Origin of the sequence: Streptomyces sp. NPDC005551, assembly GCF_042871785.1 — a bacterium.
Lineage (GTDB): Bacteria > Actinomycetota > Actinomycetes > Streptomycetales > Streptomycetaceae > Streptomyces.
Genome location: NZ_JBIAJE010000008.1, coordinates 77649 through 92268, shown reverse-complemented (window position 1 = coordinate 92268; position 14620 = coordinate 77649). Strand labels below are relative to the sequence as shown.

The following is a 14620-nucleotide window of genomic DNA, read 5'->3' as shown; positions in this document are numbered from 1 at the left end:
CATGTCCCGCACGCTGACGAAGACGCGTCTGACCGCCGCCCTCACCGTGCTGGCGCTGGCCACCGGCTGCGGCGCCGCCGACATGACCCGGCAGGCGTCGCCGTTCGCCAACGCGCAGAGCGCGAGGACGGTGACCCTGTCCGTGCAGTCCTGGGTGGGCGCGCAGTCCAACGAGGCCGTCGCGCAGTACCTCCTCGAACACGAGCTGGGTTACCGCGTCGACACCGTGCAGGTCGACGAGGTGCCCGCCTGGGACGCGCTCAGCCAGGGCCGCGTCGACGCGATCCTGGAGGACTGGGGCCACCCCGAGCAGGAGAAGCGGTACGTCGACGACAAGAAGACCATCACCCGCGGCGGCGACCTCGGGGTCACCGGCCACATCGGCTGGTACGTCCCGGCGTACTTCGCCGAGCAGCACCCGGACGTCACGAACTGGAAGAACCTGAACAAGTACGCGGACCGGCTGCGCACCGCGGAGAGCGGCGCCAAGGGCCAGCTGCTCGACGGCTCCCCCTCCTACGTCACCAACGACAAGGCGCTGGTGGACAACCTGAAGCTCGACTACCAGGTCGTCTTCGCCGGATCGGAGGCGGCGCAGATCACGCAGATCAAGCAGTTCGCCAAGGAGAGGAAGCCCTTCCTCACCTACTGGTACTCGCCGCAGTGGCTCTTCGAGAAGGTGCCCATGACGGAGGTGAGGCTCCCCGCCTACAAGGAGGGCTGTGACGCCGACCCCGAGAAGGTCGCCTGCGCCTATCCCCACACCCCGCTGCAGAAGTACCTGAACGCGGACTTCGCGAGGAGCGGCGGCAGGGCGGCCCGGTTCCTGAAGAACTTCAAGTGGACGACCGAGGACCAGAACGAGGTCTCCCTGATGATCGCCGACGACAAGCTGTCGGCCCAGGGCGCGGCGGAGAAGTGGGTCCGGTCCCACGAGTCGACCTGGCGTCCCTGGATTCCGTCCTGACCCCGTGACCGGCGGCGGGGCGTCTCCCGTGAACGCCCCGCCGCCGGTCCGACCCGCCACCTACTTGTACTGGCCCGCCTGGTAGTGACCGGGCACGAGCCGGCAGGTCACCCCGAACCGGTTCCAGGCGTTGATCACCGTGATCGCGGCGATCAGCTGCGCCAGTTCGGTCTCCTCGAAGTGCTTGGCGGCGCTCGCGTAGACCTCGTCCGGCACGAAGCCGTCGGTCAAAACCGTCACCGCCTCCGTCAGCGCGATCGCGGCGAGCTCCTTCTCCGTGTAGAAGTGCCTCGACTCCTCCCACGCGCTCAGCTGCACGAGGCGCTCGACGCTCTCACCCGCGGCCAGCGCGTCCTTGGTGTGCATGTCCAGGCAGAACGCGCAGTGGTTGAGCTGCGACGCGCGGACCTTCACCAGTTCCAGCAGCAGCGGGTCGAGGCCCTGCCGGGCCGCCGCGTCCAGCTTGACCATGGCCTTGTAGACATCGGGCACCAGCTTCGCCCACTCCAGGCGGGGGGCCTCCTCGGCGGCGTACCCGGCGGTCGTCGTGTCACTCTCGTTCGTCGTCATGCCGTCGACCCTACGAGCGGAACAGCCCAGGAGTATGGTCCATTTCCATGGCAGAACAGCGGGCCACTTCCAAGCGGCCCGACCCCACGCCCGACCCCACGCCCGACCCCACGCGCGACCCCGCGCGAGGCGCCGCGCTGGGCGTCGACCTGCACCTGGAACCGGCCGGTCCCGGAGTCCGGCGGGGCCTGACCGACGCCCTGCGGGAGGCGGTCCGCGGCGGCCGGCTGGCCCCGGGCACCCGCCTGCCCTCCTCCCGGTCCCTCGCCGCCGACCTGGGCATCGCCCGCAACACGGTCGCCGAGGCCTACGGAGACCTCGTCGCCGAAGGCTGGCTGACCGCCCGCCAGGGCTCGGGCACCCGGGTGGCCGAGCGGACGGTCCCGCGCGCCGCACCGGAGTCGGCGCCCGCCGGGCAGCGGCCGGGCCGGCCCGCCCACGACCTCGTCCCCGGCACCCCCGACCTCGCCTCCTTCCCGCGCGCCGAGTGGCTGAAGGCCGCCCGCCGCGCCCTGGCCGCAGCGCCGTCCGACGCCCTCGGCTACGGCGACGCCCGCGGCCGGACGGAACTGCGCACCGCCCTCGCCGGCTACCTGTCCCGGGCCCGCGGCGTACGGGCCGACCCGGACCGCATCGTCATCTGCTCCGGGTTCTCCGACGGGCTGACCCTGCTCGGCGCGGTGCTGCGGCAGCGGGGCCTGCGCACGCTCGCCGTGGAGTCCTACGGCCTCGACGTCCACTGGAACCTGCTGCACCGCTCCGGTCTGCGCACCGTGCCCCTGCCGTTCGACGGACTCGGCACCCGGCCGGGCGACCTGCGGGGTGCGCGGGCGGTCCTGATGACGCCCGCGCACCAGTTCCCGATGGGGGTGCCGCTGCATCCGGACCGCCGGGCCGCGCTCGTGGACCGGGCCCGCCGCACCGGCGCACTGATCCTGGAGGACGACTACGACGGCGAGTTCCGCTACGACCGGCAGCCCGTGGGCGCCCTGCAGGGCTTGGGCCCCGAACAGGTCGTGTACATGGGCACCGCCAGCAAGTCACTGGCCCCCGGCCTGCGGCTGGGCTGGCTGGTGCTGCCCCGGGCGCTGGTCACCGAGGTCACGGCGCTGAAGATCGGCGGCGGGTGGTCCTCGGGGGTCCTGGACCAGCTGACCCTGGCGGAGTTCATCACCTCGGGCGCCTACGACCGTCATGTCCGCGCGGCCCGCCTGCGCTACCGGCGCCGACGCGACTCCCTGGTCGCCGCGCTGGCCGCCCGCGCCCCGCTGGTGCACGCCACCGGCATCGCGGCGGGCCTGCACGCGGTCCTGCGGCTGCCGCCGGGCACCGAGGCGTCGGTGGTCCGCGCGGCGGCCTGGCAGGGCCTCGCCGTCCACGGCCTCGCCCGCCACCGCCATCCCGACGCCGGGACCGACCCCCTCGACGCGCTCGTCGTCGGGTACGGCACACCCCCGGACCACGCCTGGACAGGGACCCTGGACGCCTTGTGCCGGGCCCTGCCGCAGCCCTGACCGCGGCCGCGGGCGACCGCCGCGCACCGCCTACCCGAGCACGCCGCGCAGCTGGGCGAGCCCCCAGTCCAGGTCGTCCTTGCCGATCACCAGGGGCGGGGCGAGGCGGATCGTGGCGCCGTGGGTGTCCTTCACCAGGACACCGCGGTCCATCAGCCGCTCCGAGACCTCCCGGCCCGTGCCGTACGCGGGAGCGATGTCGACGCCCGCCCACAGCCCGCGCCCGCGCACCGCCGTCAGCCGCCCCTCGTCCCGCAGCACGCCCAGCTCCCGGTGCAGATGGTCCCCGAGCTCCGCCGCCCGCCGCTGGTACTCGCCCGACCGCAGCATGGCGATCACCTCCAGCGCGACCGCGCAGGCCAGCGGATTCCCGCCGAACGTCGACCCGTGCTCACCGGGCCGGAACACCCCGAGCACCTCGCGCCCCGACACCACGGCCGACACCGGGACGACCCCGCCGCCCAGCGCCTTGCCCAGCACGTACATGTCCGGCACGACGCCCTCGTGCTCGCACGCGAAGGTTTGCCCGGTCCGGCCGAGCCCCGACTGGATCTCGTCGGCGACGAACAGCACGTTCCGCTCACGCGTCAGCTCCCGCACACCCCGCAGGTAGCCGGGCGGCGGCACCACCACCCCCGCCTCGCCCTGGATCGGCTCCAGCAGCACCGCGACCGTGTCCTGCGTGACCGCCGCGCGCAGCGCCGGGAGATCCCCGTACGGCACGATGTCGAACCCCGGGGTGTACGGCCCGAAGTCCGCCCGCGCCCCGGCGTCCGTCGAGAAGCTGACGATCGTCGTCGTACGCCCGTGGAAGTTGTCGCCCGCCACCACGATCCTGGCCCGTCCGTCGGGGACGCCCTTGACCCGGTAACCCCACTTGCGGGCCGTCTTCACCGCGGTCTCCACCGCCTCCGCCCCCGTGTTCATGGGCAGCACCAGCTCCATGCCGCACAGCTCCGCCAACTGCGCGCAGAACGCGGCGAACCGGTCGTGGTGGAACGCCCGCGACGTCAGCGTCACCCGCTCCAGCTGCGCTCTGGCCGCCTCGATCAGCCGGCGGTTGCCGTGCCCGAAGTTCAGCGCCGAGTAGCCGGCCAGCAGGTCGAGGAAGCGGCGGCCCTCGACATCCGTCATCCAGGCACCGTCCGCCGTGGCCACGACGACCGGCAGCGGATGGTAGTTGTGCGCGCTGTGCGCATCGGCCGAGGCGATGAACGCCCGTGTGGTCTCCGCGGCGGTCACGGGATCTCCAAGGGGGAGAAGGGCGAGGCTGTCCGGGTCTGCGGCCTCCTTCCTATCGTCGCTCGCATGGTGGACGGGAGACCCCCTCGGCTCGGCGCGCCCGGTAGGCTGGCCGACGGGCCGTGACTGGCGCGCTGGGATGGGACCGACCATCGGGGAGCGGCCCGTGCTGTGATCCGCCGGGGACCGGAGCGTCCGCGCGGGGGACACGGGCACCGAGTGCCGAGCGCCTGGGCCGAACCGTGATCGAACGCCACGACCGGAGGCCGTCATGCCAGAGCCCCTCTCCACCGAGTCCACCGCTTTCCGCAGCGCCCTCGACGTGATCCGGGCCGTGGAGCCCCGGGTGGCCGACGCCATCGGCCAGGAGGTCGCCGACCAGCGCGAGATGCTCAAGCTGATCGCCTCCGAGAACTACGCCTCCCCGGCCACCCTGCTGGCGATGGGCAACTGGTTCAGCGACAAGTACGCCGAAGGCACCGTCGGCCGCCGCTTCTACGCCGGCTGCCGCAACGTCGACACCGTCGAGGCCCTCGCCGCCGAGCACGCCCGCGAACTCTTCGGCGCCCGGCACGCCTACGCCCAGCCGCACTCCGGCATCGACGCCAACCTCGTCGCCTTCTGGGCCGTCCTCGCCCAGCGCGTCGAGGCCCCTGCCCTGGAGCGGGCCGGCGTCCGCAACGTCAACGACCTCTCCGACGCCGACTGGGCCGAGCTGCGCCAGGCCTTCGGCAACCAGCGGATGCTCGGCATGTCCCTCGACGCGGGCGGCCACCTCACCCACGGCTTCCGCCCGAACATCTCCGGCAAGATGTTCGACCAGCGCTCCTACGGCACCGACCCCGCCAGCGGCCTGATCGACTACGAGGCGCTGCGCGCGTCCGCCCGCGAGTTCAAGCCGCTGATCATCGTCGCGGGCTACTCGGCCTACCCCCGCCTGGTGAACTTCCGGATCATGCGGGAGATCGCCGACGAGGTCGGCGCGACCCTGATGGTCGACATGGCGCACTTCGCGGGCCTCGTCGCCGGCAAGGTCCTCACCGGCGACTTCGACCCGGTCCCGCACGCCCAGATCGTCACCACCACCACGCACAAGTCGCTGCGCGGCCCGCGCGGCGGCATGGTGCTGTGCGACGACTCCCTCAAGGACCAGGTCGACCGCGGCTGCCCGATGGTCCTCGGCGGCCCCCTCCCGCACGTCATGGCCGCCAAGGCCGTCGCGCTCGCCGAGGCCCGCCGCCCCGAGTTCCGCGACTACGCACGGGCGGTCGTCGACAACGCCCGCGCCCTCGCCGAGGGACTGATGCGCCGGGGCGCCACGCTGGTCACCGGCGGCACCGACAACCACCTGAACCTGATCGACGTCGCCTCCTCCTACGGGCTCACCGGCCGCCAGGCGGAGACCGCCCTGCTCGACTCCGGCATCGTCACCAACCGCAACGCCGTCCCTGCCGACCCGAACGGCGCCTGGTACACCTCCGGCATCCGCATCGGCACGCCCGCGCTGACCACACGCGGTCTCGGCACGGCCGAGATGGACGAGATCGCCGGCCTGATCGACCGCGTCCTCACCGCCGCCGAACCCGGCACCACCGCCAAGGGCGCCCCCTCCAAGGCGCAGCACGTCCTCGACCCGAAGATCGCCGACGAGATCTCCCACCGGGCCACCGACCTGCTGACCGGCTTCCCGCTCTACCCGGAGATCGACCTCGGCTGACGCCGACGTCCACCCCGGCCGGGTCACCGGCCGGTCAGCTCCTGTCGTGGTCCCCGCGGCGGTCCGGCCTCGCGCCGGGCCGCCGTCCGCGCCGTGTTCCTCGTCCCATCGGCGGGGCTCCTTCGCCGCACCGCCGGGGCCGGACCGGATCCCGGCTGTTCCCGGCCAGTTCCGGACCGGGTCCCGGCACCTGAGAGAATGGTGGGCATGGCCCCTGACAGTCCTCGCGTGCTCTCCGGAATCCAGCCCACCGCAGGCTCGTTCCACCTCGGCAACTACCTCGGCGCCGTCCGCCAGTGGGTGGCCTTGCAGGAGTCCCACGACGCGTTCTACATGGTCGTGGACCTGCACGCGATCACCGTTCCGCAGGACCCCGCGGACCTGCGCGCCAACACCCGGCTCGCCGCGGCCCAGCTGCTCGCCGCCGGGCTCGACCCGGACCGCTGCACGCTGTTCGTCCAGAGTCACGTCCCCGAGCACGCCCAGCTCGCCTGGATCATGAACTGCCTCACCGGCTTCGGCGAGGCGAGCCGCATGACCCAGTTCAAGGACAAGTCCGCCAGGCAGGGCGCCGAGCGCGCCTCCGTCGGCCTGTTCACGTACCCGGTCCTGCAGGTCGCGGACATCCTGCTGTACCAGGCCAACGAGGTCCCGGTCGGCGAGGACCAGCGCCAGCACATCGAGCTCACGCGCGACCTGGCCGAGCGTTTCAACGGCCGGTTCGGACAGACGTTCACGGTCCCGAAGCCGTACATCCTCAAGGAGACGGCGAAGATCTTCGATCTCCAGGACCCGGCGATCAAGATGAGCAAGTCGGCCTCCACGCCGAAGGGCCTGATCAACCTGCTCGACGAGCCGAAGGCGACGGCCAAGAAGGTCAAGAGCGCGGTCACCGACACGGACACGGTCATCAGGTACGACCCGGAGCACAAGCCGGGCGTCAGCAACCTGCTGTCCATCTACTCCACGCTGACCGGAGCCGCTGTCGCGGATCTGGAACAGAAGTACGAGGGCAAGGGCTACGGTGCGCTGAAGACGGACCTGGCCGAGGTCATGGTCGACTTCGTGACGCCGTTCCGGGAGCGCACCCAGCAGTATCTGGACGACCCCGAGACGCTCGACTCGATCCTGGCCAAGGGGGCCGAGAAGGCCCGCGCCGTCGCCGCGGAGACGCTCTCCCAGGCGTACGACCGGGTCGGTTTCCTGCCCGCCAAGCACTGAGGTCGGGGACCGGGGCCGGGGGACGACGACCGGTCGTCGTCCCGGACGGCCTCCGGTACCGGGCCGCACCGCCGTACAGTCGATAGCTGAAGCAGCGGCCGCCCCTGCCCGGGGGGGCCGCGACGGAACGACGAGACAACCGACTCGACCGACGACAGGAGACGACGTGGGGACCGTAACGATCGGCGTGTCGATCGCGGTCCCGGAGCCTCACGGCAGCCTGCTCCAGGAGCGGCGCGTGGGCTTCGGCGACCCCGCGGCTTCCGGCATCCCCACGCACGTCACGCTGCTGCCGCCGACGGTGGTCGAAGAAGCGGCGCTGCCCGCGGTAGAGACACATCTCGCGGAGGTCGCCGCCGCCGAGCGGCCCTTCCTGCTGCGGCTGTCGGGCACGGGCACGTTCCGGCCGCTGTCGCCGGTGGTCTTCGTCCGGGTCGCCGAGGGCGCCGAGGCGTGCGACCGGCTGCAGAGTCAGGTCAGGGACGCCTCCGGTCCCGTGGCGCGCGAGCTGCAGTTCCCGTACCACCCGCACGTCACGGTGGCGCACGGCATCGACGAGGCCGCGATGGACCGGGCGTACGAGGAGCTGTCGTCGTACGCGGCCGAGTGGCCGTGCACCGGTTTCTCGCTCTACGAGCAGGGCGCGGACGGCGTCTGGCGCAAGCTGCGCGACTTCCTCTTCGGCGGCGCGGTGGTGCCTCCGCAGGGTGCGCCCGCGGACCGGGACACGACACTGCCGGCGCACTGACGGCGGCCGTCGAGGTCACGGGCACCCACACGGCGCCTGCGGACCGGGACGGCACTGTCTGCGCGGCAGCGGCAGGCGTCGCGGCCGCGGGACCCAAGGGCACGCGGCCGGGCTCACCCCCACCTCACCCCGGCGAGGCGCAGCCGCTCAGACCGGCAGCCGCCGGAAGACCGCCCGCGGCACGTGCCGCAGGGCCGCCATCACGAGCCGCAGCACCCCCGGGACCCACACGGTCTCGGAGCGCCGCCGCAGGCCCGTCTCGACGGCCAGCGCGACCGCCTCGGGCGTGGTCGCCAGCGGCGCCTCGGCCAGTCCGGCCGTCATCCGCGTCCGCACGAACCCGGGCCGCACGACCATCACGTGCACGCCCGTGCCGTACAGCGCGTCGCCGAGGCCCTGGGCGAAGGCGTCCAGTCCCGCCTTGCTCGACCCGTAGATGAAGTTGGACCGCCGGGCCCGCTCTCCGGCGACCGAGGAGAGCACCACGAGCGAGCCGTGGCCCTGGGTCTGCAGGGCCCGCGCGCTCACCAGCCCCGCCGAGACCGCTCCCGTGTAGTTGGTCTGCGCGACGCGCACCGCGGCCGCGGGCTCGTTCTCGTCGCGCGCCTGGTTGCCCAGGACGCCGAAGGCGAGCAGCACCATGTCGATGTCGCCCTCCGCGAAGACCTTGCCGAGCACGGTCTCGTGGGACTCGGGGTCGAGCGCGTCGAAGGGCACGGTGCGCACGTCCGCGCCGAGGTCCCGCAGGTGCGCCGCCGCCGCGTCCAGGGCCGGGGAGGGACGGGCGGCGAGCCACACGGTGCGGGTACGGCGGGTGATCAGGCGGCGCGCGGTGGCCAGCGCGATCTCCGACGTGCCGCCGAGGATCAGCAGGGACTGCGGGAGGCCGAAGGCGTCCTTCATGAGAAACCACTCCTGGAGCGAGGTGACGGAAGGGGGGCGCGGGGCGCGGCTCAGAGGCCGAGCCGGCGGGACAGGTCCGAGGTGAAGACGCCGCGCGGGTCCAGTTCCGCGCGCAGGGCCCGGAAGTCCGCCAGCCGCGGATACATCCCGGCCAGCAGCTCGGGCCGCAGCCGGGAGTCCTTCGCCAGGTAGACGCGTCCGTCCGCGCCGGCCACCTCCTCGTCCAGCTCGTCGAGGAAGGCGCCGAGGCCGGGCAGGTTCGCGGGGATGTCCAGGGCCAGGGTCCAGCCGGGCAGGGGGAAGGACAGCCAGCCCGGGTCGCCCTCCCCGAACCGCTTGAGCACGGCGAGGAAGGACGGGCACCGGCGCTCGGAGATGCGGCGCACGATCCGGCGCAGGGCCTCCTCCTTCCCGAGGCCGATGACGAACTGGTACTGCACGAAGCCGCCGCGCCCGTAGACCCGGTTCCAGTGCGGGACGCCGTCGAGGGGGTGGAAGAAGGTGGAGATCTTCTGCAGTTCGCCGGTCCGTGCGCGGGGTGCCCGGCGGTACCAGAACTCGTTGAAGAGGCCCACCGTCGTCCGGCCGAGGAGTCCCTCCGGTACGAAGGAGGGCGCGGCCGGGAGGTGTCCGGGGCGGAACTCCAGGGGGCGCCGGCGGGCCCGGCCGGGCAGGGCGGCCAGCGGCGCGTGGTCGCCGCGGGTGAGCACGGAGCGGCCGAGGGCCGCTCCCCGGGCGAGCAGGTCGATCCAGGCGACCGAGTACCGGTAGCGGTGGTCGGTGGCGGTGAGCCGGGCCATCAGGTCGTCGAGGTCGTCCGCGCGTTCGGTGTCGACCGTCATCAGCGAGGTCTCGACGGGCTGGAGCCGCACGGCCGCCGTGAGGATCACGCCGGTCAGGCCCATGCCGCCGGTGGTGGCGTCGAAGAGGGGCGTGCCGCAGCTCACCGTGCGGATCTCACCGTCCGCGGTGAGCAGTTCGAAGGAGTGGACGTGCCGGGAGAAGGAACCGGACACGTGGTGGTTCTTGCCGTGGATGTCCGCGCCGATCGCGCCGCCGACGGTCACGTAGCGGGTGCCGGGCGAGACGGGCACGAACCAGCCGAGCGGGAGCAGGACCTCCATCAGCCGGTGCAGGCTCACCCCGGCGTCGCACAGGACGGTGGCGCTCACCGTGCCGTCGGGGGCCGTCGTCGTCGCGTCGATGGCGTGGACCCGGTCCAGGCCCGTCATGTCCAGCACGGCACCGCCCGCGTTCTGCGCGGCGTCCCCGTAGGCCCGTCCCAGTCCCCGGGCGATCCCGCCGCGCGTCCCGCACTCCCGGACGGCGGTGACCGCCTCCTCGTAGCTGCGCGGGCGGACCAGGCGGGCGACGGTCGGGGCGGTGCGGCCCCAACCCGTGACGGGGACGGTGTCGGAAGGCATGCCCGTGACCGTATCGCCGGTATGGGTGCACAACGCCGTAATCAGTGCGGCCCTCACGGCTCCTCACCGAAATGGGTGATTAATGGGATGTCGTCCAAGATTGCCGTAATTCTGGGACGGGTCCCTAGAAGAGTGAGATCACATGGACGACCTTGACGACCTGGACCGGCGGATCGACGACTTGGACCGTCGGCTGCTGTCGGCTCTCCACGGCTGCGGTACCGATCCGCGCGTGGCGGCCGTCGCGCGCGCCCTGTCCCGGGCCGGGGAGCACGGCGCGCTGTGGCTCGCGGCGGGACTCGCGGGGGCGGCCGCCGACCGGGAGCGGCGCGGCGTCTGGCTGCGCGGCACCGCGCTGACCGCGACCGCGCACCTGACCAGCATGGGCGTGAAACGGCTGGTGCGGCGCCCGCGCCCCGGGCACGTCGAGCCGCTGGTCCGCACCGCGGGCCGGCACTCCTTCCCCAGCTCGCACGCCACGTCGGCGACGGCCGCCGCCGTCGCCTACGGGGCCCTCGGCGCCCGGCTGGTCCCGCCGCTCGCCGCGGCGATGTGCCTCTCCCGGATGGTCGTCGGCGTCCACTACCCCTCCGACGTCGCCGCGGGCGCCGCCCTGGGCGCGCTGACGGCCCGGCTCGGCGCCCGCTGGATGGAGGCGGGACGATGACCGAGCGCACGGCGGTCCTGGACGTCCCGAGCACCTCCCCGCGGGCACCCGGGCGTCGCGGCGGCGTCGCCCTCGGCCTGCTCAGGACCGCACGGCCCCGCCAATGGGTGAAGAACGTCCTGGTGGTGGCCGCGCCGGCCGCCGCGGGCGAGCTCTTCTCCCGCCACGCACTCACTCAGCTCGCGCTCGTGTTCGTGCTGTTCACCGCCAGCGCCGCCGCCGTCTACCTGGTCAACGACGCCCGGGACGCCACCGCCGACCGCGCCCACCCGGTCAAGCGCCGCCGCCCGGTCGCCGCCGGACAGGTCCCCGTCCCGCTCGCGTACGCCGTCGGAGGGGTCCTCGGCGTCCTCGCTCCGGCCGTCGCCGCCTGGCTGTGCTCACCGCTCACCGCGGCGCTGCTGGCCGCCTACCTCGGCATGCAGCTGGCGTACTGCGTCAGCCTCAAGCACGTCCTGGTCGTCGACCTGGCCGTCGTCACCACGGGCTTCCTGATGCGCGCGATGATCGGCGGGCTGGCCCTCGGCATCCCGCTGTCGCGCTGGTTCCTGATCACCACCGGTTTCGGCGCGCTGTTCATGGTGGCCGCCAAGCGCTACTCCGAAGCCGTGCAGATGGCAGGCAAGGCGGGCGCCACCCGCGCGCTGCTCACCGAGTACACCACCGGCTACCTCCGCTTCGTCTGGCAGCTGGCCGCCGGCGTCGCCGTCCTCGGCTACTGCCTGTGGGCGCTGGAGGAGGGCGGGGTGGCGAGCACCAGCGTGCTGCCCTGGCGGCAGCTGTCGATGGTCGCGTTCATCCTCGCGATCCTGCGGTACGCGGTCTTCGCCGACCGGGGCACGGCCGGCGAACCGGAGGACGTGGTCCTGCGCGACCGCGCCCTCGCCCTGATCGCCCTGGTGTGGCTGGCGATGTACGGCCTCGCCGTCGCGAACTGGTGAGCGTCACGGGACGGCCCGCGGCGCACGGAACGGGCGCCGCCGCCGGACCGGCCGCCCCCGCACGGGGGCTCCCCCGCGAGCGGTCGTTCGCGCGGGAACTGCTCGGCTTCGCCGTCGTCGGGGTCTTCGCCTACGCCGCCGACCTCGGTCTCTTCGTCTGGCTGCGCGGACCCGCCGGCCTCGATCCGCTGACCGCCAAGGCGCTCTCGTTCGTGGCCGGCTGTTCGGTGGCGTACGCGGGCAACGCGCTCGGCACCTACCGGCACACGGGGACCCGCGGACTGCGCCGGTACGCCGTCTTCTTCGCGGTGAACCTCGCGGGCGCCCTCGTCCAGCTCCTCTGCATCGCCGTCAGCCACTACGGTCTCGGCCTCACCTCGCGGCGCGCGGACACCGTCTCCGGCGCGGGCGTCGGCATGGCACTCGCCACGATCCTGCGCTTTTGGGGCACACGGACATGGGTGTTCCGCAAGGAGGGCAGAGGCGGAGCATGGACTGGCTGAAGAAGCTCCCGGGAATCGGCCCGCTCGTCGCGCGGCTGATGGAGACGCACGTGTGGCGGTCGTACGAGCGTCTGGACCGGGTGAAGTGGACGCGGCTCGCGGCGGCGATGACGTTCATCAGCTTCGTGGCGCTCTTCCCGCTGCTCACCGTGTCCGCCGCGGTCACCGCGGCGACGCTCAGCACGGAGCAGCAGCGGGAGATCCAGGACAAGATCGCCGAGCAGATCCCCGGCATCGCCGACCAGCTCGACATCAACGGCCTGGTGCAGAACGCCGGCACGGTCGGGGTCATCGCCGGTGCCGTGCTGCTGTTCACCGGCATCGGGTGGGTCGGCTCGATGCGGGAGTGCCTGCGCGCCGTCTGGGAGCTGGACGACGCGGAGGAGAACCCGGTCCTGCGCAAGCTGAAGGACGGCGGAGTGCTCCTCGGGCTGGGCGGCGCCGTCCTCGCGACCATCGCGGCGTCCACCCTCGCCTCGGCCCTGGTCGGCTGGAGTGCAGGCCGGCTCGGCCTCGACGAGGGCGGCTGGGGCAGCGTCCTGCTGCACGTCGCCGCGTTCCTCGTCGCCGTCCTCGCCGACTTCCTGCTCCTGCTGTACGTCCTGACCCTGCTGCCCGGCGTCGAGCCGACCCGGCGCCGGCTGGTGGTGGCCGCGTTGATCGGCGCCGTCGGGTTCGAACTGCTGAAACTGCTGCTCAGCGGCTACATCCAGGGCGTCGCCTCGAAGAGCATGTACGGCGCGTTCGGGGTGCCCGTCGCACTGCTCCTGTGGATCAACTTCACCTCGAAGCTCGTGCTGTTCTGCGCCGCGTGGACGGCGACGCCGAGCAGCGCGGAGCACGAGGAGGTCAGCGACGCGTCCGGCGGCGCATCAGATCCGGTACCGGCCACCGGCGGTTGACCAGGAACACCGCGCCCGCGAGGAGCACCAGCAGCCCGCCCGCGACGGCCAGCGCGGTCGCCATCCCGCTCGCGTCGCCCCGGCCGGCGGAGGAGGCCGCCACCGGCTTCGTGGAGGCGTTGCTCTCCGGGGTGCCGGACGCGTTCGCCCCCGGCTGGGCGGTGGCCTGCGCGTTCTTCGGCGCGACCAGTTCGCCCACCGGCTCCACCTTGCCCGCGGCCGTGAAGCCCCAGTCGAAGAGGCGCGCGGTCTCCTTGTACACCTCGTTGTGCTCGTCCTTCTTCGGGTTCAGGACGGTGACCAGCAGCACCCTGCCGTCGCGCTCCGCGACACCCGTGAAGGTGGCGCCCGCGTTGCTCGTGTTGCCGTTCTTGACCCCCGCGATGCCCTGGTACGGCGCGATGTCGCTGTCGCCGGCCAGCAGCCGGTTGGTGTTCTGGATCTCGAAGGACTCGCGGGACGTCCTGCCCTTCTTGTTCTTCGTCGTCGCACCGGGGAACGACGCCCGCACCGTCGAGCAGTACTCCCGGAAGTCCTTCTTCTGCAGCCCCGACCGGGCGATCAGCGTCAGGTCGTACGCCGACGACACCTGGCCCTTCTCGTCGTAGCCGTCGGGGCTCACCACGTGGGTGTCCAGGGCCTGGAGTTCCTCGGCGTGCGCCTGCATGTCGGCCACCGTCCGTTCCACGCCGTCGTTCATCGCGGACAGGACGTGCACGGCGTCGTTGCCGGAGCGCAGGAAGACGCCGAGCCACAGGTCGTGGACCGAGTACGTCTCACCCTGCTTTATCCCGACCAGGCTGGAGCCCGAGCCGATACCCGTCAGGTCGGAGGCCTCGACCCGGTGCTTCCGCGTCTTCGGGAACTTCGGCAGCACGGTGTCCGCGAACAGCATCTTCAGGGTGCTCGCCGGGGGCAGCCTCCAGTGCGCGTTGTGGGAGGCGAGGACGGCACCCGACTCGGCGTCGGCGACGATCCAGGAGCGCGCGGTCACGTCCTTGGGCAGCACCGGGGCGCCGCTGCCGAGGTTCACCTGCGTCCCGGCCTGCCCGAGGCGGGCACCGCCCACGGTCGACATGCCCGCCGGGGGCGCGTCCGCGGGTCCGGTGGACGGGGAGGCGGGCGGCGTCGCCTTCGGTGTCGCGTCGGCGAAGGCGGGCGCCGCGAGGGAGAGGGACAGCGAGAACGACAACAGGGCGGCGGAAGCGACCGGCAGGCGATACCTGGCGGTCCGTTTCGAGACGGGCACGGTCGAGAAAGTACAGGGCCGCGCACCGGAAGTCCCGCCGCCCTCCCCACCC

At 72.9% G+C, this 14620-nt stretch carries 14 protein-coding genes; 9 read left to right on the top strand and 5 right to left on the bottom strand.

Features of this window, described 5'->3' with window-relative positions; translation table 11 throughout:
* Window position 1 precedes the first annotated feature (1 nt).
* A complete protein-coding gene (locus ACFYP4_RS23520) occupies window positions 2-967 on the top strand; it encodes an ABC transporter substrate-binding protein (protein ID WP_388787764.1) in 966 nt (321 codons plus the stop codon).
* A gap of 60 nt (window positions 968-1027) precedes the next feature.
* Here ACFYP4_RS23520 and ACFYP4_RS23515 read toward each other — a convergent pair whose 3' ends face one another.
* Entirely contained in the window at window positions 1028-1537 is a 510-nt protein-coding gene (locus tag ACFYP4_RS23515) for a carboxymuconolactone decarboxylase family protein (RefSeq protein ID WP_358854989.1), read from the bottom strand.
* Between the two features lie 47 nt (window positions 1538-1584).
* On the opposite strand from ACFYP4_RS23515, the gene ACFYP4_RS23510 reads away from it, so the two are divergent.
* Window positions 1585-3051 carry a PLP-dependent aminotransferase family protein gene (locus tag ACFYP4_RS23510; protein ID WP_388787761.1) on the top strand — a complete coding sequence of 489 codons (1467 nt, stop codon included), beginning with the start codon at window positions 1585-1587 and terminating at the stop codon, window positions 3049-3051.
* A 30-nt stretch (window positions 3052-3081) separates the two neighbouring features.
* Here the strand turns inward: ACFYP4_RS23510 and rocD are convergent, their stop codons facing one another.
* Entirely contained in the window at window positions 3082-4293 is a 1212-nt protein-coding gene (rocD, locus tag ACFYP4_RS23505; protein ID WP_388787758.1) for an ornithine--oxo-acid transaminase, read from the bottom strand.
* A 271-nt stretch (window positions 4294-4564) separates the two neighbouring features.
* On the opposite strand from rocD, the gene ACFYP4_RS23500 reads away from it, so the two are divergent.
* The 3 genes from ACFYP4_RS23500 (at window position 4565) to ACFYP4_RS23490 (ending at window position 7979) form a co-directional block, all read left to right on the top strand.
* Window positions 4565-6010: a glycine hydroxymethyltransferase gene (locus tag ACFYP4_RS23500; protein WP_358854987.1), complete on the top strand. Its 1446-nt coding sequence runs from the start codon at window positions 4565-4567 to the stop codon at window positions 6008-6010.
* Window positions 6011-6217: 207 nt separating this feature from the next.
* The gene (gene trpS, locus ACFYP4_RS23495) at window positions 6218-7231 is read left to right on the top strand and encodes a tryptophan--tRNA ligase (RefSeq protein ID WP_358854986.1); all 1014 of its coding nucleotides are present in this window, start codon (window positions 6218-6220) and stop codon (window positions 7229-7231) included.
* Window positions 7232-7397: 166 nt separating this feature from the next.
* A complete protein-coding gene (locus ACFYP4_RS23490) occupies window positions 7398-7979 on the top strand; it encodes a 2'-5' RNA ligase family protein (protein ID WP_358854985.1) in 582 nt (193 codons plus the stop codon).
* Between the two features lie 147 nt (window positions 7980-8126).
* On the opposite strand, the gene ACFYP4_RS23485 is transcribed toward ACFYP4_RS23490, so the two are convergent.
* Both ACFYP4_RS23485 and ACFYP4_RS23480 read right to left on the bottom strand, forming a co-directional pair.
* Window positions 8127-8882, bottom strand: coding sequence for a decaprenylphospho-beta-D-erythro-pentofuranosid-2-ulose 2-reductase (locus ACFYP4_RS23485; RefSeq protein WP_358854984.1), 756 nt, complete (start codon window positions 8880-8882; stop codon window positions 8127-8129).
* A gap of 50 nt (window positions 8883-8932) precedes the next feature.
* Entirely contained in the window at window positions 8933-10306 is a 1374-nt protein-coding gene (locus ACFYP4_RS23480; RefSeq protein WP_388787753.1) for an FAD-binding protein, read from the bottom strand.
* A 142-nt stretch (window positions 10307-10448) separates the two neighbouring features.
* Here ACFYP4_RS23480 and ACFYP4_RS23475 point away from each other — a divergent pair, with 142 nt between their 5' ends.
* From ACFYP4_RS23475 to ACFYP4_RS23460, 4 genes are all read left to right on the top strand, one after another.
* Window positions 10449-10973, top strand: a complete 525-nt coding sequence (locus tag ACFYP4_RS23475; RefSeq protein WP_358854982.1) for a phosphatase PAP2 family protein — start codon at window positions 10449-10451, stop codon at window positions 10971-10973.
* Window positions 10970-11914: a decaprenyl-phosphate phosphoribosyltransferase gene (locus ACFYP4_RS23470; RefSeq protein ID WP_388787749.1), complete on the top strand. Its 945-nt coding sequence runs from the start codon at window positions 10970-10972 to the stop codon at window positions 11912-11914. Before ACFYP4_RS23475 ends, ACFYP4_RS23470 begins: the two co-directional genes overlap by 4 nt.
* Before the next feature lie 98 nt (window positions 11915-12012).
* The gene (locus ACFYP4_RS23465; RefSeq protein WP_358855003.1) at window positions 12013-12417 is read left to right on the top strand and encodes a GtrA family protein; all 405 of its coding nucleotides are present in this window, start codon (window positions 12013-12015) and stop codon (window positions 12415-12417) included.
* The gene (locus ACFYP4_RS23460; protein ID WP_388787746.1) at window positions 12405-13319 is read left to right on the top strand and encodes a YihY/virulence factor BrkB family protein; all 915 of its coding nucleotides are present in this window, start codon (window positions 12405-12407) and stop codon (window positions 13317-13319) included. Before ACFYP4_RS23465 ends, ACFYP4_RS23460 begins: the two co-directional genes overlap by 13 nt.
* Here ACFYP4_RS23460 and ACFYP4_RS23455 read toward each other — a convergent pair.
* The gene (locus ACFYP4_RS23455; protein WP_388787743.1) at window positions 13267-14568 is read right to left on the bottom strand and encodes a D-alanyl-D-alanine carboxypeptidase family protein; all 1302 of its coding nucleotides are present in this window, start codon (window positions 14566-14568) and stop codon (window positions 13267-13269) included. The two genes, ACFYP4_RS23460 and ACFYP4_RS23455, sit on opposite strands and share 53 nt — an antisense overlap.
* Window positions 14569-14620 lie beyond the last annotated feature (52 nt).

Excerpts from the sequence above, each read along its gene's own strand:
- ACFYP4_RS23520 (WP_388787764.1), top strand. The coding sequence starts at position 2 with ATGTCCCGCACGCTGACGAAGACGCGTCTGACCGCCGCCCTCACCGTG.
- ACFYP4_RS23515 (WP_358854989.1), bottom strand. The coding sequence starts at position 1,537 with ATGACGACGAACGAGAGTGACACGACGACCGCCGGGTACGCCGCCGAG.
- ACFYP4_RS23510 (WP_388787761.1), top strand. The coding sequence starts at position 1,585 with ATGGCAGAACAGCGGGCCACTTCCAAGCGGCCCGACCCCACGCCCGAC.
- ACFYP4_RS23500 (WP_358854987.1), top strand. The coding sequence starts at position 4,565 with ATGCCAGAGCCCCTCTCCACCGAGTCCACCGCTTTCCGCAGCGCCCTC.
- trpS (WP_358854986.1), top strand. The coding sequence starts at position 6,218 with ATGGCCCCTGACAGTCCTCGCGTGCTCTCCGGAATCCAGCCCACCGCA.
- ACFYP4_RS23485 (WP_358854984.1), bottom strand. The coding sequence starts at position 8,882 with ATGAAGGACGCCTTCGGCCTCCCGCAGTCCCTGCTGATCCTCGGCGGC.
- ACFYP4_RS23480 (WP_388787753.1), bottom strand. The coding sequence starts at position 10,306 with ATGCCTTCCGACACCGTCCCCGTCACGGGTTGGGGCCGCACCGCCCCG.
- ACFYP4_RS23475 (WP_358854982.1), top strand. The coding sequence starts at position 10,449 with ATGGACGACCTTGACGACCTGGACCGGCGGATCGACGACTTGGACCGT.
- ACFYP4_RS23470 (WP_388787749.1), top strand. The coding sequence starts at position 10,970 with ATGACCGAGCGCACGGCGGTCCTGGACGTCCCGAGCACCTCCCCGCGG.
- ACFYP4_RS23460 (WP_388787746.1), top strand. The coding sequence starts at position 12,405 with ATGGACTGGCTGAAGAAGCTCCCGGGAATCGGCCCGCTCGTCGCGCGG.